At 60.9% G+C, this 26,078-nt stretch carries 34 protein-coding genes; 32 read left to right on the forward strand and 2 right to left on the reverse strand.

The features are described from left to right. Positions 1-4: 4 nt before the first annotated feature. The 30 genes from RC54_RS10585 to RC54_RS10720 all read left to right on the forward strand — a co-directional run bounded on the left by RC54_RS10585 (position 5) and on the right by RC54_RS10720 (position 22,312). Positions 5-466: a hypothetical protein gene (locus tag RC54_RS10585; protein ID WP_156481361.1), complete on the forward strand. Its 462-nt coding sequence runs from the start codon at positions 5-7 to the stop codon at positions 464-466. A gap of 138 nt (positions 467-604) precedes the next feature. After that, positions 605-1,192, forward strand: a complete 588-nt coding sequence (locus tag RC54_RS10590) for a hypothetical protein (protein ID WP_061790682.1) — start codon at positions 605-607, stop codon at positions 1,190-1,192. 115 nt (positions 1,193-1,307) lie between these two features. Continuing rightward, entirely contained in the window at positions 1,308-1,823 is a 516-nt protein-coding gene (locus tag RC54_RS10595) for a terminase small subunit (RefSeq protein WP_082803227.1), read from the forward strand. Further along, positions 1,804-3,843: a phage terminase large subunit family protein gene (locus RC54_RS10600; RefSeq protein ID WP_061790680.1), complete on the forward strand. Its 2,040-nt coding sequence runs from the start codon at positions 1,804-1,806 to the stop codon at positions 3,841-3,843. The genes RC54_RS10595 and RC54_RS10600 overlap by 20 nt, the downstream gene beginning before the upstream one ends. Before the next feature lie 8 nt (positions 3,844-3,851). Next, complete coding sequence (locus tag RC54_RS10605; RefSeq protein WP_061790679.1) at positions 3,852-4,085, forward strand: DUF6148 family protein; 234 nt, start codon at positions 3,852-3,854, stop codon at positions 4,083-4,085. Further along, the gene (locus RC54_RS10610; RefSeq protein WP_123020427.1) at positions 4,082-5,650 is read left to right on the forward strand and encodes a phage portal protein; all 1,569 of its coding nucleotides are present in this window, start codon (positions 4,082-4,084) and stop codon (positions 5,648-5,650) included. Before RC54_RS10605 ends, RC54_RS10610 begins: the two co-directional genes overlap by 4 nt. 52 nt (positions 5,651-5,702) lie before the next feature. Then, a complete protein-coding gene (locus tag RC54_RS10615) occupies positions 5,703-7,133 on the forward strand; it encodes a S49 family peptidase (RefSeq protein ID WP_123020428.1) in 1,431 nt (476 codons plus the stop codon). A 44-nt stretch (positions 7,134-7,177) separates the two neighbouring features. Beyond that, positions 7,178-7,552, forward strand: coding sequence for a DUF2190 family protein (locus RC54_RS10620; RefSeq protein ID WP_061790765.1), 375 nt, complete (start codon positions 7,178-7,180; stop codon positions 7,550-7,552). Positions 7,553-7,606: 54 nt separating this feature from the next. Further along, positions 7,607-8,539, forward strand: a complete 933-nt coding sequence (locus RC54_RS10625; protein ID WP_123020429.1) for a phage capsid protein — start codon at positions 7,607-7,609, stop codon at positions 8,537-8,539. 70 nt (positions 8,540-8,609) lie between these two features. Next, the gene (locus RC54_RS25130; RefSeq protein WP_156481372.1) at positions 8,610-8,771 is read left to right on the forward strand and encodes a hypothetical protein; all 162 of its coding nucleotides are present in this window, start codon (positions 8,610-8,612) and stop codon (positions 8,769-8,771) included. Between the two features lie 6 nt (positions 8,772-8,777). After that, positions 8,778-9,074, forward strand: a complete 297-nt coding sequence (locus RC54_RS10630; RefSeq protein ID WP_123020430.1) for a head-tail joining protein — start codon at positions 8,778-8,780, stop codon at positions 9,072-9,074. A gap of 1 nt (position 9,075) precedes the next feature. Beyond that, positions 9,076-9,615, forward strand: a complete 540-nt coding sequence (locus RC54_RS10635) for a hypothetical protein (protein WP_061790741.1) — start codon at positions 9,076-9,078, stop codon at positions 9,613-9,615. Positions 9,616-9,625: 10 nt separating this feature from the next. Continuing rightward, the gene (locus RC54_RS10640; protein ID WP_061790740.1) at positions 9,626-9,814 is read left to right on the forward strand and encodes a DUF2635 domain-containing protein; all 189 of its coding nucleotides are present in this window, start codon (positions 9,626-9,628) and stop codon (positions 9,812-9,814) included. Beyond that, positions 9,811-11,295: a phage tail sheath C-terminal domain-containing protein gene (locus tag RC54_RS10645; protein WP_123020431.1), complete on the forward strand. Its 1,485-nt coding sequence runs from the start codon at positions 9,811-9,813 to the stop codon at positions 11,293-11,295. The genes RC54_RS10640 and RC54_RS10645 overlap by 4 nt, the downstream gene beginning before the upstream one ends. Positions 11,296-11,307: 12 nt before the next feature. After that, on the forward strand, positions 11,308-11,670 hold the full coding sequence (locus tag RC54_RS10650; protein WP_061790767.1) for a phage tail tube protein: 363 nt from the start codon (positions 11,308-11,310) through the stop codon (positions 11,668-11,670). Further along, positions 11,667-12,107, forward strand: coding sequence for a phage tail assembly protein (locus RC54_RS10655; RefSeq protein ID WP_123020432.1), 441 nt, complete (start codon positions 11,667-11,669; stop codon positions 12,105-12,107). The genes RC54_RS10650 and RC54_RS10655 overlap by 4 nt, the downstream gene beginning before the upstream one ends. 154 nt (positions 12,108-12,261) lie before the next feature. Beyond that, a complete protein-coding gene (locus RC54_RS25135) occupies positions 12,262-12,447 on the forward strand; it encodes a hypothetical protein (protein WP_061790722.1) in 186 nt (61 codons plus the stop codon). Positions 12,448-12,516: 69 nt separating this feature from the next. After that, a complete protein-coding gene (locus RC54_RS10660; protein ID WP_156481368.1) occupies positions 12,517-14,115 on the forward strand; it encodes a phage tail tape measure protein in 1,599 nt (532 codons plus the stop codon). Between the two features lie 12 nt (positions 14,116-14,127). Next, the gene (locus RC54_RS10665) at positions 14,128-15,327 is read left to right on the forward strand and encodes a DNA circularization protein (RefSeq protein ID WP_082803237.1); all 1,200 of its coding nucleotides are present in this window, start codon (positions 14,128-14,130) and stop codon (positions 15,325-15,327) included. Positions 15,328-15,329: 2 nt separating this feature from the next. Beyond that, on the forward strand, positions 15,330-16,502 hold the full coding sequence (locus RC54_RS10670; RefSeq protein WP_061790719.1) for a phage baseplate assembly protein: 1,173 nt from the start codon (positions 15,330-15,332) through the stop codon (positions 16,500-16,502). Continuing rightward, on the forward strand, positions 16,499-17,092 hold the full coding sequence (locus RC54_RS10675; RefSeq protein ID WP_082803236.1) for a phage baseplate assembly protein V: 594 nt from the start codon (positions 16,499-16,501) through the stop codon (positions 17,090-17,092). The genes RC54_RS10670 and RC54_RS10675 overlap by 4 nt, the downstream gene beginning before the upstream one ends. Continuing rightward, the gene (locus RC54_RS10680) at positions 17,092-17,559 is read left to right on the forward strand and encodes a phage GP46 family protein (protein WP_061790717.1); all 468 of its coding nucleotides are present in this window, start codon (positions 17,092-17,094) and stop codon (positions 17,557-17,559) included. The genes RC54_RS10675 and RC54_RS10680 overlap by 1 nt, the downstream gene beginning before the upstream one ends. Next, complete coding sequence (locus tag RC54_RS10685) at positions 17,559-18,614, forward strand: baseplate J/gp47 family protein (RefSeq protein WP_123020433.1); 1,056 nt, start codon at positions 17,559-17,561, stop codon at positions 18,612-18,614. The genes RC54_RS10680 and RC54_RS10685 overlap by 1 nt, the downstream gene beginning before the upstream one ends. Then, on the forward strand, positions 18,605-19,201 hold the full coding sequence (locus RC54_RS10690) for a YmfQ family protein (RefSeq protein ID WP_061790735.1): 597 nt from the start codon (positions 18,605-18,607) through the stop codon (positions 19,199-19,201). Before RC54_RS10685 ends, RC54_RS10690 begins: the two co-directional genes overlap by 10 nt. Next, positions 19,198-20,025, forward strand: coding sequence for a hypothetical protein (locus RC54_RS10695; RefSeq protein ID WP_082803241.1), 828 nt, complete (start codon positions 19,198-19,200; stop codon positions 20,023-20,025). Before RC54_RS10690 ends, RC54_RS10695 begins: the two co-directional genes overlap by 4 nt. A gap of 56 nt (positions 20,026-20,081) precedes the next feature. After that, entirely contained in the window at positions 20,082-20,468 is a 387-nt protein-coding gene (locus RC54_RS10700; RefSeq protein WP_061790736.1) for a hypothetical protein, read from the forward strand. A 74-nt stretch (positions 20,469-20,542) separates the two neighbouring features. Then, entirely contained in the window at positions 20,543-20,947 is a 405-nt protein-coding gene (locus RC54_RS10705) for a restriction endonuclease (RefSeq protein WP_241517415.1), read from the forward strand. Further along, positions 20,944-21,243: a hypothetical protein gene (locus tag RC54_RS10710; protein ID WP_061790738.1), complete on the forward strand. Its 300-nt coding sequence runs from the start codon at positions 20,944-20,946 to the stop codon at positions 21,241-21,243. The genes RC54_RS10705 and RC54_RS10710 overlap by 4 nt, the downstream gene beginning before the upstream one ends. Further along, positions 21,240-21,815 carry a glycoside hydrolase family 19 protein gene (locus RC54_RS10715; RefSeq protein WP_123020434.1) on the forward strand — a complete coding sequence of 192 codons (576 nt, stop codon included), beginning with the start codon at positions 21,240-21,242 and terminating at the stop codon, positions 21,813-21,815. Before RC54_RS10710 ends, RC54_RS10715 begins: the two co-directional genes overlap by 4 nt. Beyond that, the gene (locus RC54_RS10720) at positions 21,812-22,312 is read left to right on the forward strand and encodes a lysis system i-spanin subunit Rz (RefSeq protein ID WP_061790402.1); all 501 of its coding nucleotides are present in this window, start codon (positions 21,812-21,814) and stop codon (positions 22,310-22,312) included. Before RC54_RS10715 ends, RC54_RS10720 begins: the two co-directional genes overlap by 4 nt. Before the next feature lie 26 nt (positions 22,313-22,338). Here the strand turns inward: RC54_RS10720 and RC54_RS10725 are convergent, their stop codons facing one another. Continuing rightward, positions 22,339-23,232 carry a hypothetical protein gene (locus RC54_RS10725; RefSeq protein ID WP_164471201.1) on the reverse strand — a complete coding sequence of 298 codons (894 nt, stop codon included), beginning with the start codon at positions 23,230-23,232 and terminating at the stop codon, positions 22,339-22,341. Between the two features lie 425 nt (positions 23,233-23,657). Here RC54_RS10725 and RC54_RS10730 point away from each other — a divergent pair, with 425 nt between their 5' ends. Together RC54_RS10730 and RC54_RS25140 are read left to right on the forward strand one after the other, a co-directional pair. Continuing rightward, complete coding sequence (locus RC54_RS10730; RefSeq protein WP_061790404.1) at positions 23,658-24,350, forward strand: FRG domain-containing protein; 693 nt, start codon at positions 23,658-23,660, stop codon at positions 24,348-24,350. A gap of 116 nt (positions 24,351-24,466) precedes the next feature. Next, positions 24,467-24,637: a hypothetical protein gene (locus RC54_RS25140; RefSeq protein WP_156481336.1), complete on the forward strand. Its 171-nt coding sequence runs from the start codon at positions 24,467-24,469 to the stop codon at positions 24,635-24,637. 103 nt (positions 24,638-24,740) lie between these two features. On the opposite strand, the gene RC54_RS10735 is transcribed toward RC54_RS25140, so the two are convergent. Continuing rightward, on the reverse strand, positions 24,741-25,973 hold the full coding sequence (locus RC54_RS10735) for a tyrosine-type recombinase/integrase (RefSeq protein ID WP_061790405.1): 1,233 nt from the start codon (positions 25,971-25,973) through the stop codon (positions 24,741-24,743). Positions 25,974-26,078: the final 105 nt, after the last annotated feature.

The following is a 26,078-nucleotide window of genomic DNA, read 5'->3' on the forward strand; positions in this document are numbered from 1 at the left end:
TGTCATGGCAGTAGAGAGCAAGTTTCATCAAGCGGCGTCGACCGTCGGGGCCCGATTGCTCGATTTTCAAGCTCTGGATGAGTTGGGCCGCGGTCTCGTTTCGGCGCTGTCGCACCCAACCGGGGTGGCAGCTGACTTGATCGAGGACGCTTGCCTGGTGAGCATTGGCTCCTACCCCTATGTCCTTGAGACGCAGGTGGGCGAGGTCCAGCTGCACACAAACACATTTTTGACAGCTGGCCGACAGGCGGCGGTGGCATTCAAATTCTTCCATGAAGATCATGCCTCTTGCGAAAGCCCAGTTTACGAGCTCCAGTTCGATTTTACAGGCAGGATCATCTACGCCACGTATCCATTGGGGCATAGCGAGGTCCCATCCTCTGAAGACGCTGACACCCTTAAAGAGTTTGCCTATTTCCTGAAGGCATCTGTGTTGGAAGCGGTGCTGGAAGGGATGATTCGATAAGCCGATTCAACGAACTAGTGTACGGCCCCTTGCATGAGGGGCTTTTTGTTTTTTGGCTTCATAGAAGGAAGGGCAAGGCGGCTGCCATAAGCCCGCCACCACTGTGCAAACATCTGCACATTCTTTTCAGGAGCCCTGATGATCTTCGCCTCGGTCAAGCATGACTTGCTCGCCAATGCTTTGAAGTTCAAGAAAGCGGGCAAGCAGCTTCCCTTTGGAATTGCGAAGGGCCTGACTGCAACAGCCAAGGATGCTCAAGTCGCACTCGGGAAGGCGCTCCCGGAAAACCTCGATCGCCCGACGCCGTTCACCATGAAGGCGTTTGCCGTTGAGCCGGCCACCAAGCAGAAGCAGTACGCTAAGGTGTTCATCAAGGATGATCAGGAAAAGTATCTGCAGTATCAGGTGGCCGGTGGAACGCGCACGCCCGCTCGGCGTGCTGTCGTCGTACCGAAAGGCGTCCGGCTGAACCAGTACGGCAACATGACGCGAGGTGCCATCAAGAAGCTGCTGGCTCGGAAGGATGTCTTCAGTGGCAAGGTCAAAGGTGTCGCGGGAATCTATCAGCGCAAGGGTACGCATGTGCAGCTGATCGTCAGCTATGCGGACCGCGTGCAATACAAGAAGCGATTCCCGTTCGGAGACATCGGGCAGGCCGCCGTCAAGACGAGCTCTGCGAAGAATCTGATCGCGGCCATCGACGCGGCCCTGGCCTCGGCCCGGTAGGGCGGTGTTGCTCGGGTGATATTTTTTTCAAGGTACTTCCGGGGCCTCGGCTGGCGAGGGTAATTCGCGCCCCGATTTCGCACTACTTACAAAATTTTCCCTAGGGGGTTATGTGATGGATCTGGAGGCCAAGACGACTCAGGCCGCGTTCGGCGCGCTGGTCGGAATCAGCCAGCCAGCCGTCAGCGAACTCCTCACGCGCGGCATTCTTCAGCCCGGTGAGCCGGCTGGCGTCTGGCTGAAAGCGTATTGCACGAACCTGCGCGAGCAGGCCGCCGGCCGATTCGCTGCTGGCGAGCTGGATCTGGCGACGGAGCGCGCCGCGCTCGCGCGTGCACAGCGCGAGAAGGTGGAGATGCAGAACGCGGTCACGCGACGCGAGCTGGCGCCGGTCGCACTCCTGGAGCAGGTGCTCTCGAAGGTCGGCCGGCAGATCGCTGGCATCCTGGAAGCGGTGCCGGTGCAATTGAAACGGCGCTCCCAGCTCTCTGCGGATGATCTGGACTTCATCACGCGCGAGCTGGTCAAGGCGCGCAACCATGCGGCCGCCATCAAATTAGCGGACCTCGACGACGAAGATGATAGCGAGGCCGCAGAAAGCGACCTCGAAGATGGATCTGAAGGAGATTGAACGCGCGATCGCAGCGGGCCTGGAATCGCTGGCGGCCGTTGAGCCAATGAGGCTGTCGGAATGGGCCGCCAAGAATTTTTACCTGTCGGCCGAGTCGTCCTATGTCGAGCAGGCGTGGGAAGCGTATCCCTACCAGGTCGCCATCATGGACGCGATGTCCAATGATGAGATCGAAGAAGTCACCTTCATGAAGTCGGCCCGGGTCGGCTATACGAAGATGATCCTGGCGGCGGTCGGCTACTTCGCCGAACACAAGCGGCGCAACCAGGCGCTGTGGCAACCGACAGACGACGACAGCGACGAGTTCTGCAAGACCGAGTTGGAACCGATGCTGCGTGACGTGCCCGCGATGATGAAGGTATTCCCGAGCTTCCAGGCCAAGAGCAAGGCAAACACCTTGCGGCAGAAGAAGTTCCTGACTTCGGTCTTGCACCTGCGGGGCGGCAAGGCCGCGAAGAACTACCGACGCCTGTCGGTCGACGTGTCGATCCTGGACGAGGTGGATGGTTTCGACCAGAACGTGGAGAAGGAAGGCAGCCCGATCACCCTGGCGCGCAAGCGCATCGAGGGCGCTACCTTCCCGAAGCTGATTGGCGGGTCTACCCCGAAGCTGAAGGGGCTCTCGCTGATCGAGGCGCGGCATGACCAGGCCGACCTGCAGTTCAAGCGGCACATCCCTTGCAAGCATTGCGGCGAGATGATCACCCTGCGCTGGGGTGGCAAGGATAAGTCCTTCGGGATGAAGTGGATCAATGACGATCCGTCGACCGTGATGCACATGTGTGATCTGTGCGACGGGCAGATGACCCAGGCGGACTATCTGGAGGCGTGGGGGCAGGGCCGCTGGATCGCGCAGGACGGATCCTACATCGATGACGGTGATGGCAGCTTTCACGCGCCGGATGGCGCCCGGATCCCGGTACCGAAGAAAGTGGCCTTCCATGTTTGGACGGCCTACAGCCCGCAGACCAGCTGGGCGCAGATCGTGGACGAATTCTTGTCGGCGCAGCGCAAGGCCAAGACCGGTGACAAGTCGGAGCTGCAGACCTTCGTCAACACGACGTTGGGCGAGACCTGGGAGGAGGATGTCGAGAAGGCTGACATCCATGCGTTGATGCAGCGGGCAGAGCCGTACCCCCTTCGCGTGGTCCAGATGGGCGGCCTGGTGCTGGTGGCGGGGATCGACGTCCAGGACAACCGCTTCGAGGTGGTGGTTTGGGCGGTTGGACGCGGCGAGGAGATGTGGGTGGTCGACTACATGGTCCTGGCGGCGAATCCGGCGGTACCGGCTGACTGGGAGAAGCTGTCCTTCTATATGGAGACGCGGTTTCAGCACATGGCGGGCGGGACGCTGGGCGTCGAGGGGTACACCATCGATACTGGTGGCCACTTCACGCACCAGGCCTATGCCTGGGCGCGGATGCAGCAGGCGAAGGGTCGGCGCTGCTTTGCCAGCAAGGGCGACTCTCGCCTCGGCGGGCCCGTGAAAGGGCGCTCGTCCCTGCAGGACGTGAACATTGCAGGCCAGGTAATCAAGAACGGCATCAGGCTCTGGCTTGTGGGTACCGACACGGCAAAGGATTTGATCTTCGGGCGGTTGAACGTGACGGTGTCGGGGCCAGGTTGCCTGCACTTCTCGCAGGATCTGCCCGCCGAGTTCTACCACCAGCTGACAGCCGAAGCACGCGTCAAGGTGCGCACGGCCTCCGGTGAGCAGTATCGCTGGGTGCCGCTACGCAAACGCAACGAGGTGCTGGACTGCACGGTGCTGGCCATGTTCTCTGCGCACATGCTTGACCTGCACCGCTATACCGAGCGGATGTGGGAACGCCTTGAGGCCGCAGTACAGCCTTCAGTCGCTGACATGTTCGCATCGCCGCCACCGGCGCCCATGGCATCGGCCGGCCCATCCGAGTCGATAGAAATCAACAATCCACCCGCGCGGGTGCAAGTACCTGCACCGATGCCGCCGCCGTCCTCTGGTGGGCGGCGGGTCCGCTCGCGCGGGATTGAACGATAGGAAACGATATGTCCGGTATCACTCTGGATCAAGCCCAGGCACAACTCGCCGCTTGGCTGGCCGCCAGCCTGGCCGTCTCGCAGAATCAGGAGTACAGCATCGGTACCCGAAAACTGCGTCGCGCCGATGCCGCTGTGATCAGGGAGCAGATCACCTACTGGCAGGGCATTGTGGCGCAACTCTCCGCCGCCGCGAGCGGCCGCCGTCGCGGTTTGAACATCAGCTATGGGGTGCCGCAATGAACGCCCGAGGCAAGCTGCAGCTGGCGCCCAACGTGATCGATAAGGTGGTCTCGTACTTCGATCCCGTCGCTGGCACGCGACGGATGCAGGCCCGCGCACACATGGCGATCGCGGGATCGTATGTGGGGGCTGATCGCAGTCGGCGAAGCTTTCGCAATTGGTTCACCTCGGGCAAGAGTGCCGACGACGACCTTCTGCCCGATTTGGCCACGCTGCGAGAGAACTCGCGGGATCTCATGCGCAATGCCCCGCTGGCCGGCGGTGTGATCAATACGGTGGTGACGAACGTCGTGGGTACTGGCCTGGCCATGCGGCCGTCCATTGATGGCGATCTCCTCGGCATGAGCGATGACCAGGTACAAGCCTGGCAGCGCTCGGTCACCCGCGAGTTCCAGCTGTGGGCAGAGAACGCGCTTGAGTGCGATTCCACCGGTACGCAGATCTTCTACGACCTCCAGGACCTTGCACTGCGCTCTGCGCTGGTCAACGGCGACGCCTTTGCTGTGCTGCCGTCGAACCGCGTGGATAACTGCGTGTATGCGACGAAGGTCCAGTTGATCGAGGGGGATCGAGTCGCGACTCCGCCCGATCTGCTCGGAAAAGGGAATGTCTTCGGTGGGATCGAGCTTGATGGCTACGGCGCCATGGCAGCGGTGCATGTGTGTGACCAGCATCCGGGCAGTGTCCGGATGGGCAAGAAGCTGTCCTTCACACGGATCGCCGCGCGAGGCTCCCAGACTGGGCGGCGCAATGTGGTGCATCTGTTCAAGCGGTTGCGACCCGATCAGCATCGTGGTGAGCCCTATCTGGCGGCGGTGATCGAGCCGCTGAAGCAGCTTGATCGCTACACCGAGGCCGAAATCATGGCCGCCGTCGTCTCGGGCATGTTCACGGTTTTCATCGAGCATGAGGCAGACCAGAATCAGCCTGTAGAACTTTACGGCCAGGAAGAGAAGGCCGCGCCGGAATTGGCGCTCCAATCCGGTGCCATTATCGACCTGGCCAAGGGCGAGAAGGTGAACACGGCCAATCCCGGCCGGCCGAATGCCCAGTTCGATCCGTTCGTGATGGCGATCCTCCGCCAGATCGGCGTCAACCTGGAGCTGCCGTTCGAAGTGCTGATCAAGCATTACACGGCCAGCTACAGCGCGGCGCGGGCGGCCATGCTGGATGCCTGGAAGTTCTTCCGGGTGCGCCGGGCCTGGTTGGCGTCGAACTTCTGCCAGCCAATCTATGAGACTTGGCTTGCCGAGGCGGTCGCCATCGGCCGCCTCAGCGCGCCTGGCTTCTTTGCGGACGCCGGATTGCGCCGTGCCTGGTGCCAGGCGGTGTGGCTGGGCGACGGTCCCAGCAGTTTGGACCCGCTGAAGGAAGCCAGTGCCATCGAGAAGCGTGTCGATATCGGCGTGACGACGTTGGAGGAAGAAGTGGCGGCCTACGACGGCGGCGACTGGGAGACCAAGCACAAGCAGCGCGTGAAGGAACAGCGGATGCGCCGCGAAGGCGGTCTGTTGGACGCGGCGCCGAGCACTCCTCCGCCGGATTTGCCGCCGGATCCAGATTGATTCTTGAACCCTGACGGGCCTCGCATTGCGGGGCCCTTTTTACTTCCAAGTCATGAAACTGATCGAAATCCTCACCAGTCCCTGGGCGATTCAGCCGGAAAAGCTGTGCGAGATCCAGGGCATCTACGCTACGCATCTGCGCGGCGAGAAGATCGACATCGAGGCCATCGAAGCGCGCCTGAATCGGCCCCTATCGAGCGAGCAGCAGGACTACGAGATCCGGGATAACGGTGTCGCGGTCCTGTCGGTGGACGGCGTGATCGCACCGAAGGCCAATCTCTTCACCCGCGTGAGCGGCGGCGCCTCGGCCCAGCTGCTCATCAAGCAGGTCGAGTCGGCCATCGCCGACCCGCGCGTGAGCGGCTTGGTGCTGGCGGTGGACTCGCCTGGAGGCAGCGTGCTGGGTACGCCCGAGCTGGCCGCCACCATCCGCGAGCTGTCGGCCGAGAAGCCGATCGTCACCGTCTCCGAGGGCACGCTGGCCAGCGCTGCGTATTGGTTCGGCTCTGCCGCCAACGCGGTCTACATCAGCGGCCCGACCGTCAATGTCGGCAGCATCGGCGTGGTGATGACGCATGACTACAGCCCGCGCGCGACCGGTGGCCAGGCCACCGAGATCACGGCCGGCCGCTATAAGCGGATCGCCTCCAGCGTGGCCCCGCTCACCGCCGAAGGTAAGCAGTACCTGCAGGACCAGGTGGATCACATCTACTCGGTCTTTGTGGATGCCGTAGCCGATCACCGGGGCGTTGCTGCCGAGGATGTGGTGCAGCACATGGCCGATGGCCGCGTGTTCATCGGTCAGCAGGCGGTTGACGCCGGCTTGGTAGATGGCATGGCCACCGTGGACGCCATCGTGCAGCAGATGGCGGCCGATCCAAACCAGTTTTCAGCGCGTCGCGTCGCTCAAATCGCGGCGAAATCCAATACTGCAGCCGGCGCCGGTGGTGCGCTGGGCGGCAGTACTTCTCCAACTGTGGCCAGCGCCGGTGCTGCGAAGAGCCACGATCCTATCCATGAGGAAAATGAAATGCCCGACCCCGTTGCAACCGTTCTGACCCGTGAAGCGCTGGAGCGCGATCACGCCCCGTTGTATGCGCAGCTGCGTACCGATTTCATGGCCGAGGGTGCCGCCAGCGAGCGCCAGCGCATCCTGGGCATCGAGGCGCACTCGATGCCGGGCCATGAAGCCCTGATCTCGACCTTGAAGGCGGACGGCAAGACCACTCCGGACCAAGCCGCCGCCCAGGTGCTGGGCGCCGAGAAGACGAAGCTGGCCGCCATGGCGACCAATCTGAAAGGCGATGCACCTGATCCGGTGAAGCCGACCGACGATCCGCAGGCAACCTCGGTGAAGAAGCCGACCCATGAGGCGATCGCCGCACGTGCGCAGGAGATCGTGACGGCAGAAAGCAACGCCGGTCGCCGCATTTCCTATGCCCAGGCGGCGGCCCGCGCCAATACCGAACTGTCCGCAGCCTGATCGGCGGACGGCCTACTTCCTCCAATTCATCGAAAGGAACCGCAATGCGCGTCCCCAATACCGTACTCAACTACACGGCCGAAACCGCCCTGGCCAAGTTCCGCATCGTCTGCTACGGCGCCACCGATGGCTCCGTGAAGCAGGCGGCGGCCTCCACCGATCTGATGATCGGCGTCACTGAAGGCTTTGCCTACGCTGCCGGCGATCGCGCCGACATCGTGCGCAGCGGCCCGGCCGAGATCGAGTTCGGCGGCCCTGTTACCCGTGGCCAGCCGCTGACCTCGGACGCACTCGGTCGCGCCATCGCCGCTGCTCCGGCCGCCGGTGTCAATGCCCGGATCATCGGCTATGCCGAGGTTTCGGGCGTCCTGGGCGACATCGGCAGCGTGTACGTCGGCGCCGAGATGATCCAGGGCTAAGGCTTCCTGGTCCCGTTCGCCTCTTTCATTCCCATTCCAATTTAGGAGCCAAGCATGAGTGCAGCAGCACCGTTTCCCATCAATCCGGCGGTCATTCGCGCGATCGTCATTGCCTACAGCAACACCAAGCTGATCGCCGACTCGGTCATGCCGCGTGTGCCGGTGGGCGCCCAGGACTTCAAGTACATGCGCCAGAACATGGCGGACCAGTTCACCGTCCCCGAAACTCGCGTCGGCCGCAAGAGCGCCCCGAACCAGGTGGAGTCGATCGGGGACCTGATCCCGGCCAGCGTGTTCGAATACGGCCTAGACGAGGTCGTGCCGGTGGTGGACATCAAGAACGCCCCCGAGGGCGTGGATCCCATCGCCAACGCGGCGGAGTTCGTCATGAAGCTGATCCTCCTGGATCGCGAGGTCCGCGTGGCCAATACCGTGTTCGCTCCCGCCAACCACGTCAACAAGCTGACCCTGTCGGGCACCTCGCAGTGGTCCGACTACAGCAACTCTGACCCGATCACGGCGCTCCTGACCGCGCTCGATGTGCCGGTGATGCGTCCGAACGTGATGACCATCGGCCGAGCCGCCTGGACCAAGTTGATCCTGCACCCGAAGACCATCGACTACGTGAACGGCAAGGGCGGCATGTCCGGCGGCGTTTCGCGCCAGCAACTGGCCGATGCACTGGAGCTGGATGAGATTCAGGTGGGCGAGGCCTTCGTCAACACCGCGAAGAAGGGCCAGACCGCGAGTTATCAGCGTGCTTGGGGCAAGCACTGCGCGCTGACCTACCGCGAGACGCCGACCGAGGCGAGCCGCTCCACCACCTGGGGCTTCACTCCCCAGTTCGGCGAGCGCATCTCGGACACGATCTACAGCAAGGACTTCGGCGGCCTGGAAGGCGGCTACAAGACCCGTGCTGGCGAGCGCGTCACCGAGGTGGTGAGCGCCCCGGACCTGTCTTACTTCTTCCAGAACGTCGTCGCATAAGCGGCGTGGCTGGATCCAAACTGCGGCTCGCCTTGGCGGGCCTGTTTTTCATCCCTGAATAGGAGTCAACATGAAACTGCAAGTGAACTGGCAGCTGGAGCATAACGGCACGGTCTACCCGGCCGGCGCCACCATCGAGCTGGACGAGAAGAAGGACAAGGCCACCATCGAGCAGCTGACCGGCCTGGGTGTGGTCACCGACCCGTCCGTCAAGTCTGCCGAAGCGCAGTAAGCGGCCGTGTTCGCCGAAGATCTGGACGTCTTCTTCGCCGATATGGGCAAGCCCGTTGTTTGGGCGCCCAGCGGTGGAGCAGAGCAGACCACGATGGGCCTCGTCGATGCGCCGGATGTGTTTGCGCTGTCCGAGCATCTCGTCGTCGCGAACGTCGCCGAGCTGACGTACCCCGCCGGCAAGCTGATCGGCCTGGATGAGGATGATTTCATCCAGGTCGGTAGCGTGCGCTACCGCGTGCGACAGATCCCCCGACGCGTCGACGACGGTGAACTGATGAAAGTGCTGATCTCGGAGGCTTGACATGCATACCCGCAAGAAAATCCGGCTGGCCGTGCAGGAGAAACTGGCGGGGCATCCGCTGCTGGAGAAGCTGTTCTTGGCCCGTACCCGTGCGGCCAGATCGGAGGATCTGCCTTTCGCCAACATCATCACCGGTGCCGAGGTCACCGAGGATCTGTCGGACCAGTACCAGGAGCAGCGCACGGTGCAGGTCTACGTGCAACTGTATGCCCTGAATGGTGCGGCTGTGGTCGATGTGCTGGATGACCTGGCGGACGTGGTCGAGCAGCGGTTGATCACGGATCCTTACCTCGGTGGCATCTGTCAGTCGCTCCGGTACAAGGGGAGTCAGCCGGACTACGAGAGCGCAGCCGACCTCGAGGCGGCGCTCCTCACGATGACCTATGAATGCGTCTACATCTGGCAGCCGAGTGTCGAGGGCGACGACCTGCAGAAGGTGGCCGTCGAGATTGACATGGCCTCGCCGCGCAATGATCCGCCATTGCCGGTCGGGCCGGACGGTCAGGTTGACGCCTCTGCAACAATCAATTTCCCACAATAGGAGCAACGCAATGAAGATCTATCCCGTACCAGGGAGGACCGTTCGCGACCCCGTCACGTACCGCGAGGTCGCGGGCGAAACCGAGGTCAATGAGAACGATGCTTTCTGGATCCGTCGACTCGCCGACGGCGATGTCAGCACCGAGCCGCAGGCAGCAGGTGAAGCTGGTGGCGTTGCAGATGGTGGAGGTGAGCAATGAGTGACGGTTCCATTTCGTTCAACCAGATCCCGGTGGATCTGCTCACGCCTGGCCAGTACGTCGAATTCGACAACAGCAAGGCGATCAGCTCGCCGGTGAACATGCCGCAGCGCATCCTGCTGATCGGCCAGTCGCTGGCCACCGGTACCGGCGCTGCCAACGTTCCTCTGCAGGTGAGCGGCAAGACGGCGGGTATCGCTGCCTTCGGTCGTGGTTCGATTGGCGCGGCGATGATTGCCTCGCTCTTCGACGTCACCGACACCATCGAGACCTGGATCGTCCCGATCCCGGACAACGGCGCCGGCACGGCGGCGACTGGCACCATCACGATTACCGGATCTGCAACGCAGGGGGGCACGCTGAATCTGTATATCGGCGAAGACGTGGTGCAGGTCGCGGTTGCTACCACCGATACCGTTGCAGTCATTGCTGCTGCTCTGGCTGCTGCGATCAACGCCAAGCCGGATCTGGTGGTGACCGCTGCCAGCGCTGCCGGCGTGGTGACCGTCACTGCGCGCCACAAGGGCACGCTCACCAATGATCTGATGATGCAGCTGAACTATTACCCGATGTCCGAGGCGACTCCGGCCGGTCTGGGCGTGGCGATCGTCCAGATGAGCGGTGGTACGGCTGATCCGAGCATTGCGACCGCTCTGGCCAACATCGGCGCGGTGCAGTACAACACCATCATCATGCCGTTCAACGATGCCGCGAACCTGGCGCTGATGGAGACTGAGCTGAACAACCGCTGGGGACCGCTGTACCAGAACGATGGCCATTGCCATTCGGCCGTTCGCGGCACGGTGGGCTCCCTCAATACGCTGCTGTCCGCGCGCAACAATTCGCACATCACGCTGTGGACCTGCGAAACCGGTGGTGAGCCGGGCCCGGTGTGGGAGAAGGCAGTGCTAGCCGGTGCGGTTTCGGCGTACTACCTGGCGATCGACCCGGCCCGTCCGCTGCAGACGCTGGTGCTGCCCACGCGTCTGCCGGCGCCGGCCGCGAAGCGGTGGCTGCGCTCCGAGCGTAACAACATTCTGTCCTATGGCGGCGCGACGACCGTGGTGGACAACGGCGGCAACGTGGTGATCGAGCGCGCGGTGACGAATTACAAGACCAATGCGTCCGGGACGGTTGACCCGAGCTATCGGGACATCGAGACCATGTACACCCTGTCGCTGATGCGCTACCAGGTGCGTGCGCGCATCGCCCAGCGTTTCCCGCGTCACAAGCTGGTGGATGACACCACGCCGGTGGCGCCAGGCCAGGCGGTGGCCGCGCCCAAGGACATCAAGGCAGAGTTGATCGCCTTGGCTCTGGATTGGGTGGACGCCGGCATCATGGAAAACCCTGATCAGTTCAAGTCGGATCTGCTGGTGGTCCGCAACAAGAACGATCGCAACCGAGTGGACGTGCGCCTGCCGCCTGATCTGGTCAACCAGTTCCGGGTGTTCGCAGCACAGGTCCAGTTCCGTCTTTAATAGGAGGCTTACATGCCATCTCAGTATTTTGGACGCGCGTTTATCCGCGTCAACGGTGCGAGTATCGCCAGCCTCCCCGGCACGGCGAAGCTCAATCCGGGCGGGGTCACCCGCAAGCCGGTCGTGGGCGACCACGGCTTCCTCGGCTGGACGGAGACGCCGGTGCATTCGGAAATCGAATGCGATATCGCGGTGAACGCCGATACGGATATCGTCGGCCTGAACGCCATGACCAATGGCTCGATCGTCTTCGAATGCGATTCCGGGCAGCAGTTCATCCAGCGCGGTGCTGGTCTGGAATCGCCGATCAGTCCTCAGGCGGGCGATGGTAAGGCATCGCTCAAGTTCATCGGCGCACCGGTGGAGCAAGCATGAGCTACGATCAATTCTACGAGCGCCAACCGAACGGCCCGACCGCCGGCCCTGTGCAGACGTCTGCACCATCGCCCACTCTGCCGCCTTCCATGGGCACGCCGGCAGGGGCGCCGGTGGGCGACGGTACCGCCCCAGTGCCCGCAGGCAGCATCACGGTGGTGCAGGAAGATCGCTACGACCTGGCGTTCCCGATCAAGGCAGCGGACGGATCCGATATCACCTTCCTGAAACTGCGCCGCCTGAAGGCCAAAGAGATGAAGGGCGTTGATCCGAAGACCTCGGACGGGAAGTTCGGTGGCGCGCTGAAGTTTATCGCGGAGATGAATGGCCTACCGGCGGACACGCTGGATGAGCTGGATGCGGTCGATGTGATCGAGCTGGTGGGGAAGGTGGCGCCTTTTTTGGTACGTGGCACTGGCGTGACGCCATCGGCCTGATCGCGCACTTCTACCACTTTCCGCCGAGCGAGATGTGGGAGATGGATAGCTGGGAGTTGGACTTCTGGGCCAATGAGGCCAGTGAGGTGATCAAGGCGCAACAGCGGATGCAGGGCTCGTCTTGACGGTCAGGGCATTCTGTTAGAATGGGTTGATGGAAAAACCCGCCAAACCTAAGAAGGAAGTGCCCGGTCGCATGACAGGTCTGGTCGGCCTGCTGGCATTCGGTGCCGGTGCTATCGGGCTGATTCCTGCAGTGCTGGGGCTGATCCTGGTAGCTAGTATCGCCTGGATCGGTCTGCGCTTTGTGATTGGCCTCTTCGGTATCCTCTTCTCCTGACGTAACGCAACTCTGACAAGCCCCGCCTGGGAAACCCGGCGGGGCTTTTCTTTTGCCCGCGAGAATCGAATGGGAACGCAACAGACAAAAACAGAGCTGGTGATCTCGGCCATCGACAAGGCCTCGACCACCCTCAATGAGATCGGCGCCAAGCTGGAAGGCATGATCAAGCCGGCCGGCGATCTGCACTCGGCCTTTGGCAAGCTGTACGACGCCACGGGCCTGGGCAAGGTCAAATCCGCGGTCGGCGCACTGTCCAAGTCGCTGGTGGGACTGGCTGTCACTACGGTCGGGATCGGCGGTGTGTATGCCGGCACGGTCGGGGAGATCCTCCATTTCGGGGTCGCAGCGGCCGAGGCCGCTGACAGCGTCGGTGACCTGGCCGAGAAATACCAGATCAACGCCCAGCGCCTGCAGGTGTTCGGCGAGCTGGTGAAGGAAGATGGCGGCACCATGGAAGACGCCGCCGCCGCCATGGGCAAGCTGAAGAAGGCAATGGGCCTAGCGCTGGCCGGCGGGAAAGAGCAGCAGCAAGCCTTCGCGGGCGTGGGAATCTCCATGGCGCAGCTGAAGGGGATGAAGCCCGAGGAGGTGATCGAGCGCATTGCCGATGCCTTCAAGGGCTCCAATAAGGACATTGCCAAGCAGGCGGTCCTGCTGGAGCTGATGGGCAAGTCCGGCGAGATCATGATGGGCACCATGAACCGTGGTGCTGATGGGATCCGCGAGAAGTATGAACAGATGACGGCAGATGGCCGGATCTTCACCGACGACCAGCTGCAGCAGGCCGACTCCTTCGACAAGATGTGGAAGCGCCTGCAGGGCACCTTCGAGGGTATCAAGAACTTCCTCGGTCTGAAGCTGGCCGAGAAGCTGCAGCCGATGTTCGAGAACATCCAGAAATGGACGGTGGCCAACCGTGGCCTGATCGAGAGCAAATTCGACGCCTTCCTGGAGAAGCTGCCGGCGATCATCGAGATCGGTGTGCAGTTGTTCCAAGGCCTCTGGCAGGTGGCGCAGAAGGTCGGCGCAGTCTTCAAGTCGCTCAATAGCGCCTTCGGGCCGACAGTCTCCACGCTGTTGATGCTGGGCGGTCTCATGTCGCCGGTGTTGCTGGCCTTCGGGCAGTTGGGCTGGGCGCTGGGTGTGGCGGCCGTCAAGTTGAGCGTCTTTGCCTGGACGATGTTGCCGGCAGCGATGAGCGGACTGCAGGCGCTGTGGGGCGTGATGCTTGCCAATCCAATCGGCCTGATGATTGCGGGTGTGGTCGCCTTCGGCGTGATCATCTACAAGAACTGGGACAACATCGTTTCCTACGTCAGCGGCGCATGGGATCGGATCAAGGGCGTCTTCGATGTCAACTTCTTCAGCGGCATGATTCAAGTCTGGCTGGAGGGATGGCAGGCGCTGGCCAACGGCATCCTGGGGATCCTGAAGACGATCTTGCCTGACCGATTGATGCCGGACGCCATGAAGGACTTCAAGTTCACCTTTGCCACCGACCGGGCCAGCAATATCACGGCCGCCCAGGCCGCCAGTGCCGGCAAGACGGAGGTGGGCGGCACGCTCAAGATCCAACTGGAAGGCGCGCCGGCGAAGGTGACCGAGCTCAAGCGTGCCGGCAACGCGATGGACATCGATGTCACGGCCGGCCTGGCCATGATGTAAGGGAGAAACCACATGGCATGGCGAGATAACTTGCGCCCGGCGAGTTTCCGAGGCGCGAAGTTCAACGTCGACGGATCCAGCCTGAGTGCCGGCCGCCGCATTGCACGGCACGAATATCCGCAGCGCGACATTCCCTATGCGGAAGATATGGGACGGCGGGCACGTGAGTACAAGGTGGATGCCTTCGTGCTGGGTGATCCGGCGGCCGACAACGACTACATGGTCCCGCGCGATGCCTTGATCGCCGCGATCGAGAAGGCGGGCCCTGGCCAGCTGGTGCATCCGTACTACGGCACGGTCTCGGTGACCGTGTTCGGGGAGGTGCAGATTACCGAGTCATCGCGCGAAGGCGGGATGGCGAAGTTCTCGATCACCTTCCTCGAGGCCGGCAAGCAGGAGGAGCCGAAGACCTCGGTGGATACCGAGGCCAAGCTCGCCGAGCAGGCCGGCGTGTGCGATGCGTCCTTCGAGAAGGACTTTGCCGACAACTTCTCGGTGGACGGCCTTCCGGACTTCGCAGTCGCCGATGCCGTGGGTCAAGTGGATGATCTGATGGCACTGCCGGATGTCGATCTCGGTGCTTTGGATTGGATACGAGCGGATCCGACGTCGGTGCTCACGTCACTGCTGCCTGAGAACCTGCGCAGCAGCCTGGATGCCCCCCTGTCGCTGGCAAAGGGCGTGCTTGGGCTGATTGGTGGTGCGCAGCGCTGGCTCTCCTTCTTCAGCTTCTCCGAGGGGCTGGCGTCTTCGGCCTCGGCCGTCAACGCGACAACTGCGTCACGAATCGCCGTGGTGCGCAATCAGACGGCCTTCAGTGACCTGGTGCGCGGTGGCGCCACGTCCAACCGGATCTATGAACTGGCCACGACGCAGCCAGCTACGACGGCAGAGGCGCAGGTGCTGCGCTCGGAGATCGTCCAGCGGGCCGATGCCATCCTTTTTTCGGACAAGGTCAGTCAGGCGACCAGCCAGGCGGTGGTGCAGCTTCGGACGGTGGCTCTACAGCACCTGGCCAGCAATACGGTTGCGCTGCCGAGCCTGGTGTCGGTGACGCAGCAGCAGGTCCGGCCGGCCGTCGTGCTGGCACATGACTTCTACGGAGATGCCTGGTACGCCCAGGGAAGGGCGGATGACCTGGTCAGCCGCAACTCGGTCGCGCATCCCGGCTTCGTGCCGGCCGGGCGCCCCCTTCAATTTGTTTCGGAGTGACGATGGCAGATTCCAATTTGCTGACCTTGCGGGTCGGCGGCCAGATCTATGGTGGCTGGAAGGGCATCAACGTGCGAACCAGCATCGAGCAACTGGCCGGTAACTTCGAGCTGGCTCTTACTGAGCGCTGGCCAGAGCAGCCGGTGGACTGGGTAATCGCCCCCGGCGAACTCTGCGAAATCCTGATCGGAGACGACGTGGTGATCACGGGGTACGTCGATGTCGTGTCCGTGACGTATGACCAGGGTAGCCATGAGATCAAGGTGACGGGTCGGGACAAGGCCGGCGACCTAGTGGACTGCTCGGCACCGACAACGGCCTTCGCTGGGCAGACGCTGGAGCAGATCGCCGAGGCGCTTTGTAAGCCCTTCGGTATCACGATCTTCGATGAAACGGTGAGCGGCAAGCGCCTGAGCACCAAGCAGAAGAAGGCGGGCAAGAAGGGTACGCCGCCCAAGAAAACCCGGGTGAGCGGTAAGGTGCCGCGCCAGGCTTGCCAGGCAGGCGAGACAGTTTTCCGGACACTGGACAAGCTGGCCAGGACCGAAGGCGTGCTGTTCGTGTCCGACCGCGAAGGCGGCCTGGTCATCACGCGCGCCGGGCTGGGTGGCGAATGCGAGACGGTCCTGCAGCACGGCAAGAACATCCTGCAGGCTTCGTTCGAGAACAGCCACGCGGCACTTTTCAGCGAGATCACTGTGCAGGGGCAGACGGGGGCTCCTGGCGCCGATCGCTTTGACGTGGTTCACGCCGCGCCCAAGGGCGCTGTAAAGCGCGCGCCGTCGAGTAAAACCGGGAACAGCCAGATCGGCCGCTATCGTCCACTGATCATCGTTGCCGAGACCCAGGCTGATGCCGCTCGGTGCCAGAAGCGCGCCGAGTGGGAGGCGTCCAACCGGGAAGCGAAGGCCAGGAAGGTCACGGTGACGGTACAGGGCTGGCGCGAGGAGGCCACCGGGGAGCTGTGGGAGATCAACAAGATGGTCCGGATCCAGTGCCCCTGGATGCGCCTGGACGACTGGTGGTTGATCTCCTCGGCGAACTTCAAGCTCGATGAGGCCGGCTCGACAACGGTGCTGCAGCTGGTCTCGCGTAACGCATTCGACCAGTTGCCCGAGATCCCGGATCCTGCCGGCGGTGCGGCGCAAAACCGTTTCAACGTGTTGGGGAAATGATGGACATCTTGGCATTAATTAGAGAAGCGACCGCTGACTTCAAGGCAAAGATCAATCTCATGCTGGGTCGAGGCATTGTCAGCAAGGTCAACGATGCCGCCGCGATCCAGCTGATTCGCGGCAAGCTGATGGATGGCGAGGATTACGACCAGATGGAGCGCGTGCAGCAGTATGGCTTCACCTCGGTGCCGAAGGCCGGCGCCGAGTTTCTATCCACCTTCATCGGTGGCAATCGCGACCACTCCGTGATCGTCGCGGTGGATGATCGTCGCTTCCGTCTGCGCGGCCTGCGGGACGGCGAGATGGCGATCTATGACGACCAGGGCCAGAAGGTGCACCTCACTCGCAACGGGATCGTGATCGATGGTGGTGGCAAGCCCATCAGCATCCAGAACACGCCCGAGGTGGATATGACCACGCCCCTGGTCAAGATGTCCGGAGACCTCAAGGTGGTGGGCAGCATCTCTGCCGACGGCGATATCAGCGACCACGGGAACAAGAAGATGTCCGCGATGCGAACGGTCTACAACGACCACGATCATGCCAATCCGGAAGGCGGCCGCGTCGGAAAGGATCAGGTGAAGATGTAATGGACATCGAGATCTTTTGGGACGCCGCCAATCATCGCGGCGACATCGCTGTGCTCAATGGCGACCTGGCCACGGATCACGACATCAAGACGGCAATCCTGATCTCACTCTTCAGCGATCGCCGCGCCGAGGATGATGATCCGTTGCCGGATGCCAGCTCCTCGAGGCGCGGGTGGTGGGGCGATGCCCTTGGCGGTGCCGGCGAAGGGCGGCGCATTGGCTCTCGCCTTTGGCTGTTGGCGCGGGAAAAGCAGCTGGCAGAGGTGGTCGCGAAGGCGAGGGAATACGGGCAGGAGGCACTGCTCTGGCTCGTCCAGGACGGGGTTGTGGATTCCATTCAGGTCGACGCGCAGATCGTGCGCCAGGGCTGGCTCGGGCTCGCAGTCACCGTCACTCGGCCGAAAAAGGCGCCGGCCAAGTTTCGCTTCGACTTCGCCTGGTCGAATATCAATCAAGGGAGGATGTAATGCCATTTGACAGGCCAACTCTGAGAGAGCTGGTAACGCGAGCGCTCGCTGATACCAACGGCCGGCTCACCGGTGCGGAGGCCCGGCTTTCGGTGGCCACGCTCAATGTGCTGGCCGTGGTGCAATCCGGTGCGGTCGACGGGCTGCATGGCCATCTGGACTGGCTCGCGGATCAGCTGATGATCGACCGCTGTGATGAGGATCACTTAGCACGATACGCCAGCATCTGGAAGGTACCTAGGAAGACGGCGGCGCCGTCAGTCGGCTTCGCCTCGGTGAGCGCCTTTGCGGCCTTGACTGTTCCAGCCGGGACGCTGATTCAGCGTCAGGACGGAGTGCGGTACAAGACCTCTGCTGCAGTCAATCTGGCCGTGGGCGCCGGATCACTTCCGCTCGTTGCCGTGGTGGCTGGGACGGCAGGGAATACGGCGGCAGGCGTGGGACTCAAACTCGTCACGCCCATCGATGGCCTGGATAGCAGCATGACCGTGGGCCCTGCCGGCATCACCGATGGCACCGAGCAGGAAACGGTCGATGCCTGGCGTGCTCGCTTGCTGGAGCGCATCCAGCAGCCGCCGAACGGCGGTACCAAATCCGACTATGAAGCCTGGGCGCTGGAGGTGCAGGGCGTGACGCGGGCGTGGGTCTATCCGGGCGAGATGGGGGCCGGTACCGTGACGGTACGCTTCATGCGCGATAACGACGCGGTGCCGATTCCTGACGCTGCGGCCGTGGCAGCGGTGAAGGCATATCTGGATGCGAAGAGGCCGGTCACGGCGGAGCTGTATGTGGCCGCGCCGACCGGGGCGCCGATCAACTTCCAGTTCACGCAACTGAGCCCGAACACCCCTGCTACGCGCGAGGCGATCCGGGCAGAGCTGGCCGATCTGTTGCGGCGGGAGGCGATCCCCGGCGGCACCGTCAAGCTCTCGCATATGCGGGCGGCCATCAGCTCAGCTGCAGGCGAGGATGACTACGCACTGGCAACGCCGGCGGCGGATGTGATCAACCCTGTAGGAAGCATCGCCACGTTGGGGGTGATCACATGGCCATGATCGCAGAACATTACCAGGCGCAACTGCTGGAGCTGCTGCCGTCTGGCCCTGCATGGTCCCGAGATCTGGATACTGGCCTGGCCAAGCTGCTCTTGGCCAAGGCGGATGAACTGGCCAGGGTGGACGCTCGGGCCGACCAGCTACTCGAGGAGGCAGACCCTCGGACCACGTCGGAGCTCCTGTCGGACTGGGAGCGCGTGGCAGGTCTGCCCGATGAGTGTATGGATCTGGCACCCACGCCCGACGAGCGGCGCCAGCGCTTGCACCAGAAGCTGGCATGGCAGGGCGGGCAGTCGGTCGCCTTCTTCATCAACTTGCTTGAGGTGCTCGGTTATCCGGGCTGCACTATCAATGAGTTTCGTCCGTTCCGGGCGAACTCCATGTGCAGCGCTTCACTGAACCAAGGCGGGTGGCGGTATGCCTGGCGAATCAATGTGCCGGGCAGCGTGACCATCCGCACCATGAACGCGACCAGTCCATGTAGCGCGCCGATTCGCCGGTGGGGAGATTCCTCGCTGGCCTGCATTCTGGCGCGCTACCGGCCGGCGCACACCGTTTTGTACATTTCCTATGGAGCTGCAGCATGAAGAGAATTTCTACGGCCACGAAGGTCGTTGACAAGTTTGGCGCGGGCAAGCCCGGCTTCACCAATGGCAATGCTGTCGCCGGCGTGCCCGCGACTGACCTGGAGGGCGATTGGTTCGACCACGTGCAGGAGGAGATCAGTCGCGTCATCGAGGCTGCAGGCGGTGCGGTGGATGGCTCCTCGTACTCCATGCTGCTCACATCGATACAGAGCCTAATCGGCTCTCTCTCGATCCGCCAGTATTCCATCACTGCGCTGCCGACCGCCGATGTTGGGCCGATCATCGTGAAGGAAGTCTGCGAGGTATGGCGCTGGTCGGCCAGCGCCTATTTCACAGGCTATCGCAGCCCCCTTTGCGGTCGACCGATGGATGGACATACGACAACCCCGCTGGCGTCGGAGATCAGTGCCGTTGGCGGCACGTTGAGCAAGACGGCCTATGCGGGTCTGTGGGGCTATGCCCAGGAGAATGGCCTTGTCTTAACGCAGGCGAACTGGACTACCAACATTGGCGGCCACTATTTCGTTGATGTCGATGCGGCCACCTTCCGAGTTCCGGATTTGCGCAACGTGTTCCGTCGTTACAGCGGCACCGATGCCGACACCTTGGCTGCCCGCGCTCTCGGTTCGTATAAGGCCGATACCCTGAAGTCCCATGTCCACGGCCTCGGTGGAAACGGAGCGTGGGTCGATGCCAGCGGGACCTATGCAGTAAATGCAGGGGGAGCGACTGTGAACTTGTCCCGTTCTACGCTAACAGGCGCGGCAGGTACCGCTGAAACGGCGCCTCGGCACACTGCATTCAACCCCGTCATCCACATTTGATCTGTATCTCCGGGTGATCAATGCTCGCCCGTTATCAAATTTCTGAAAGGTAAGTAATGAGTTCGATAACCGTCTACCAGGCAGATGCGCTGGGATTCTTCCTGTACCCGACCCAAGCCTTTGAGCTGCCCCTACAGCCGGGCGACTTCAATATTCCCTACGGCGCCTTGATCGAGGAGCCGCCGGCCGCGCCGCAAGGCTATGTTGCCCGTGTTGTTGGCAGCGGATGGCAGCTGGTAGAAGACCATCGTCAGGACCGGCTCTTCTATGTGCTGCAGCCAGCCGCTGGCGATGAGCTGGCCATGTTCGCGGAATATCTTATCGGCAGCCAGGTGGTGCTCGATGGTCAGGAACTGCGCTACGACGGTGGTGGCCCGGTGCCGGCCTGGCTCATATCGCAGTTGCCGGAAAAGGGGCGGCTGCTCGTTCCGTCGCTGGAATGACCTTCCAGTAGTGCAGACGTCTGCACAGCACGGCCGCCATTTTGGCGGCTTTTTCATTTCTTTCGGGGACATACATGCCAGAACCAACAACAGGGGCAGTGATCGGCGCCGGCTCGGGGGCGTTTGCCGTCGGCACCATCACCATTACAGGGTCATTCCTGGGGCTGCAGTACGAGATGCTGCTGGCAGGGCTGGCCGGTGGCCTGGCCATGCTCTCCAGCCTGCCTCCAGTATCCCGCCCTCGGGCGGTCATGATCCTGATCACCAGCGCGCTCATGGGAGGCTACGTCGGCCCTATGCTGCACGCCTGGGCGATCCAGTCGGATGCGTTCGCCTGGTCCGGGAAATACTCCGAGGCCACGCGGCTCTGCAGCGGCTTCCTGATCGGGGCAAGTTCGCAGACGGTTATTCCGCTGGCACTGGGGTGGATGCGTACCAAATTCGGAGGGGGCAACATCAACCAGGAGCCATCCAAATGATCAAGATCCTGCTCGCTACCGACTACCTGCTGGTCGTCAACTTCCTGGCCAGCCTCGCGCTCTTCCTCCACTGCGTCTTCGCGCTGAACCGAATGAACCATCGCAGCAATCACCTGGTGCGTGCGTGGTACGTCATCTCGGCCGTGGGGGCATTCGGGGTGATCACCGGGCCGCTGTACGGCTATATCAGTCCGCAGCCGGCCGAGGTGATCTCGAACGTCGGGGTGGCCGGCCTGTTGGCCGGTGGGTGGATCTATCGCAACCGTCGTGCAACCGATATCGGAGAGCCAAGATGATACTCACGCTTGCCCAGCTCCAACGCATCATGCCCGCTTCCACGCGGGCATCGTTGTTTTTGAAGCCCCTCAACGCAGCCATGCAGGAATTCGGGATCGATACGCGCCTGCGCATGGCGGCCTTCCTGTCACAGATCGGCCATGAGTCGGGTCAGTTTCGCTTCATGGAGGAGCTGGCCAGTGGCGCCGCCTATGACAACCGGGCAGATCTCGGAAACACCAATCCGGAGGCGATCCGGATCGCGACTGCTCACGGCTCGACGCCGGGCCGCTTCTGGAAAGGGCACGGCCCGATCCAGATCACCGGCTACCACAACCACCTGGCCGCGATGCTGGCGCTGCACGTGGATTGCGTGGAGCAGCCCCGGCTGCTGTGCGAGCCGGTCCACGGGTGTCGCGCTGCCGGCTGGTTCTGGTCGGTCAATGGCTTGGCCAAGTGGGCGGATGCCGGCGACATCGATGGCGTGAGTGACCTAGTCAACCGGGGCAAGAAAACGGTGGCCATCGGCGATGCAAATGGCTTTGCCGAGCGCAAGGCCATCTGGGAGCGTGCCTTGGAGGTGATCTCATGAACCGAATCCAGAACTTCGGCGCTGTGGTGCTGGCCCTCTGCCTGGGCCTGATTGGCGGCTACCTATGGGGTGGCCACCGCCAGGCGCAGATCGATGAGGGCAGGGAGGCGACGGTTAGCGAGCTGCACGCCATTGCCCTGGCCAGCGCCACCGAACGTTACCGAGAGGCAGAGCGGGGAGGCCAGCAGGCCTTCGCCAACATGACGGCCGCTCTTCAAAAGGAGAAAGACAATGCAAAAAAACGGATGGATGTTTTGCGTGATGAGCTGCGCACTGGTGCTGTGCGCCTGTCAGTCGCCGTCGACGCGGCTAGTGCAGCCACCGCTGCCCAAGCTGCCGCCGCTGGAGATCGAGAAGCGCGAGCCGACCTTCTGCCAGCGGCTGCTGGGCGAATTCTCGATTTCGCCCTCGAAGGCGATGACATCGTGCGGGACCTCAACGCCTGCATCGACAAGTACCACCGCGCAGAGCAGGTGATCGAACATGCAGGAATGTAGTTAGGTGGGGGTATGGCCGGTCGTGATCAAATCTTCTTCACGGGTGGTATTTCATGTTCCTTTACGATGGCTTGAAGCGCTTTTACGATCTGCTTGCATGTCATGAAATGTACTATTCCGGATCTCTGATTTCCTCTGGTGAGCATGCCGGAGAAGCAAGGAAGGGTCACGATATCGTCTAAGTGAGAAAGCTGAAAAACAGGTGATCCACTAAATCCGTCAAAGGAGGGAAATTTCTCTGCATTGTTGACCGTGAGTCCGTGGAGCCCACTATCTGACAGGTTTCCGTCAAGTAGAAATGCATCTCCTGTCACGCCAACGCTATGAATCTGCTTTTCGGAGTATTCGCGTAACTGATGTGGATAGCCACGAAAGGCATAGTTGAAGTTAGGGTTTAAAAGTGTAAAGCTGTCGTCGATCGTAATTTTTGCTGGATAGGTGGCTCCGAGCGACCCGATATCGAGCTGATCGGCGTCGATCTCCAGAATAGTTATGTCTGATAGCTCTTCGTCAGTTCCACCGTGAGGCAATAACTCAAAACGGCGGTTGAATGGCAACATTCTGGCTTGTTTTGGATCATATTGTGCTGCCAGCTGGGTAACTGTGTAACTCTTGAAATAAGTGTGCTTTGCGGTGATCACAAAATAACGCTCATAAAAGTCGGCGATAAAGCAACTCCCTAAAACAGAATAGGGAAACTGCTTGTCGTTGTTTATTGCAATTAGGGGACGCACGCAAGTGAACACATCCATTAACGGTCGAAAATCACTCATTCGGGTCAGACTAATAAGTGGGGTTAGAGGGCGAGCACGGACCTGTTGAGGTAAAGCTTTTGGCTCATCTCCCACTGACCGGCCTAAGAATTCCCGCAACGCGGTTCCTTCGATACGTCGTATTGAGGGGCTGTATTTTCGTGACAAGTCTAGTTCATGCCTTAGACTAGGCGAACTGTGTTTGTATACAGTGTTTTTACTGGCGTGAAGCAAAAATCAATGTGCCATCTGGACTTAGGGCGCAGATTTTCGAAGAGCTACGATTGCTATGCGTGCAAAATCCGACGCCTGAAATGCGGGCTACGCTATGGAAAATCTGGCGTTTGAAGCAGTGTATTTGGGATTTCCATGAGATCGTATTCTTCTTTAGCGAAGGACGCTGACGGCAGGCCGATTGGTCTAGGAATGTTGAGGGGCTCTATGACGTGTGAGATGGGCGGGACTTGCCCGCCGATAGAGTTGGTGGTGCCGACTGCACCCGATGGGGCGGCGTAGTTGCGGACAAGAATGTGCGCTTCCTCTTCGCTTCCATCGTCCTCTATAATTCTCTGCACTAAAGAACGGGTGGGGCCATGAAAAAAAAGACAATTAAGACACTTCAGACTTTTATTAGAGCTACATTGAGCGAAAATAAACAGCAGATTTTTCGTGGGCAGGAGAACGCGGAATGGTCTATTACTGCTGGCATCGGGCGCTCATCAATCAACTTCGCGAGCGCCAAGACTCTCAAAAGTAAGGCACTAGCTGAAAGAAAGGCGATAATTTTATTCGAGGAACGGTCTCATCTCATTCGAAAGCATCATCCCGCCAACGAATTGGAGATGATGGCATTGGCACAGCACTATGGTTTGCCCACGCGGCTTTTAGATTGGACACTGAGTCCACTGGTAGCTCTCTTCTTTGCGGTTGAGAGCCTGGCACCAACACCTGGCGTGGTCTACATGCAGGCACGGCATGATGAAGTTTTGAGCCATAAATCTGTTCCGAAGGACCCCTTCGAGATCGACAACGATATGCTCTATGCTCCTCCATGGATTGACGCACGAATCCAGGCGCAACAGGGAGTCTTTATACTCATGAAAAACCCTTACGAGCCTTATCAGGAAGAGTCACTTACTGCATTTGTTATTCCGGCAGATGCAAAAAAAACAATTAAACGCGAGCTCTGGCGCATGGGGATGCATGCCGGAATCGTCTTCCCTGGGCTGGACGGATTGGCGAAGTATATTACCGCCCTTCGTTTCAGCGGCAGCATACTCGACTAGTCAACAACTCACACGAAAGAAATAACGAACGCGTAACTTTTGGCGTAACTTCTCGTTGCGGATGTTTGTAGTCATAGGTGGCTAAGACCGATGCATCATGGATTATTGGAGGAAACATGCAAGACACTCTCGAAAAAGCCCAGGCAGCAGCCAACAAATTGAAGCAACCGATGTATGTTTTCCGCTCGAAGAACTTAAATGGTCAGGAAATTAGCTGGTTTGGCCCAAATGAGAAAAATAATGGCCCGACCGGTGAGTTGTACAGAGTCGTTGAGCCACAGGGATGAGTGCAGCGACCTAGTGGGTTGTCTGAGCCATTAGAAATTACAAAGGTAGAGCATCTGGCCGGTTGCTGACGCAACCGGCCAGTCATTGTTTGGCAGCCGGCATTCAGGCTACGGCTGTAATGAGCCTGGGTCTGGATGCATCTGCCACGAGCTGGTCGATGTAGTCTGACCAAGCTTGCATGATCTTGATACGCTCATCGATCCACTTGGCGCGGTCGTAGGCCGCATCGTTCTTATTGTCCTTCGCGTGAGAGAGTTGTAAGTCGACTACGCGATATTCGAACTTAAGTTGCTGCGTCAGGACCCCAGTGGCTAGCGAACGGAAGCCATGTCCCGTCATTCTGCCGTGATACCCCATTCGCTTGAGAACCCCCAGGATTGCCCCCTCAGATAGATGGTCCTTCGGGTCGCGCGCGTTCGGGAACACATAGTGATTGCGCCCCGTGAGGGCCTCCATTTCCTCTAGGAGCGCGGTGGCCTGCCAGGAGAGTGGCACAATATGGTCTCGTCTCTTCTTCATTCGCTCGCCCGGAACAACCCACAATGCTTTATCGCGTTTCCACTCATCCCACGGCATGGCGATCAGCTCTTGTGTCCGCACGAAGGTACGCATCATCAACCAGAAGCCACAACGCACTGCTGGCGTCCAGCGGCCGTGTAATTGCATCTTGACTACCTCCCGAATGAACTCGGGAAACTCTTCGACCTCAATGGATGCGAAGTGTCCCTTGACTGGTTTTTTTACCAGATCCTTCAGGGCATCGGCCGGATTGACTTTCGTGTCGCCACAGGCGATTGCGTAGTTGAAAATGCGCGCCAGCATGCCACGGGCGCGGCCGGCCAGTTCGATAGCGCCGCGCTTCTCCATTTCTCGGATCACATGCAGGATCCGTTTCGGCGGCATGTTGTCGATGGGGTCGTTGCCGATGTGGGGGAAGACGTCGGTCTCTAGGCGGTGGAGATATTCCGCAACTGAGCCGGCTCCCCACTCCCCGCTACCGGCCATGTGAGTGTGCCATTCCATTGCGACGGCCTTGAACGTGCGCGCAGCCGCAGCGATCTTGATCAACTTGTCTTGTTGTTTGGCCAGACCGGGGTCAATGCCGTCCTTCAGGCGTCGACGCGCATCAGTCCACTGGTCGCGCGCGTCGGCCAGGCTTACTTCCGGGTAGACGCCGAGGGAGAGAGATTTTTGTTTGCCGGCGAATCGGTAAGCGCCGCTCCAGTATTTGCTGCCATTGGGGTGGCAGATCAGCACCAGGCCTTTGCCATCGGAGAGCTTGTATTGCTTGTCTTGGGGCTTGGCGGTGCGGCAGGCAAGGTCGGTCAGGGCCATTTGTTGGTGAAAGTTTTCTGACGGTGATTTTTCACCAGCAAATCTACCAACAAAAATTCCGGATGTAAATGAACGTTGCCGAACACCAGAGAACAAAAAAGCCGC

The sequence above is a fragment of the Herbaspirillum rubrisubalbicans genome (genome assembly GCF_003719195.1).
Classification (GTDB): Bacteria; Pseudomonadota; Gammaproteobacteria; order Burkholderiales; family Burkholderiaceae_D; genus Herbaspirillum; species Herbaspirillum rubrisubalbicans.